At 39.6% G+C, this 250-nt stretch carries 1 pseudogene; it reads left to right on the plus strand.

The window, feature by feature from the left end:
- Nucleotides 1-250: pseudogene (locus R2R70_RS22000) on the plus strand (carbon starvation protein A); the annotation flags it as partial.

The following is a 250-nucleotide window of genomic DNA, read 5'->3' on the forward strand; positions in this document are numbered from 1 at the left end:
GTTATGCTGGTTTAAAAGCAATGCTTGATCAAGGTGGTCCAGGCTTAGTTGTAAACCATATTGCAAATAGTTACTTAGGTGTATTTGGCGGTATTATGGCAATTATTGCGGTTGCTGTTTTCCCTATTACCTCAGGCGACACCGCATTTCGTTCACTGCGCTTAACGGTAGTTGATGCCTTTAATATTCCGCAAAGTATACGTAATCGTCTGTTGTTGGCTTTACCTATTCTAACTATTGCTTACTTTAT

The organism is Cobetia sp. SIMBA_158, from assembly GCF_046566945.1.
GTDB classification, from domain to species: domain Bacteria; phylum Pseudomonadota; class Gammaproteobacteria; order Pseudomonadales; family Halomonadaceae; genus Cobetia; species Cobetia amphilecti.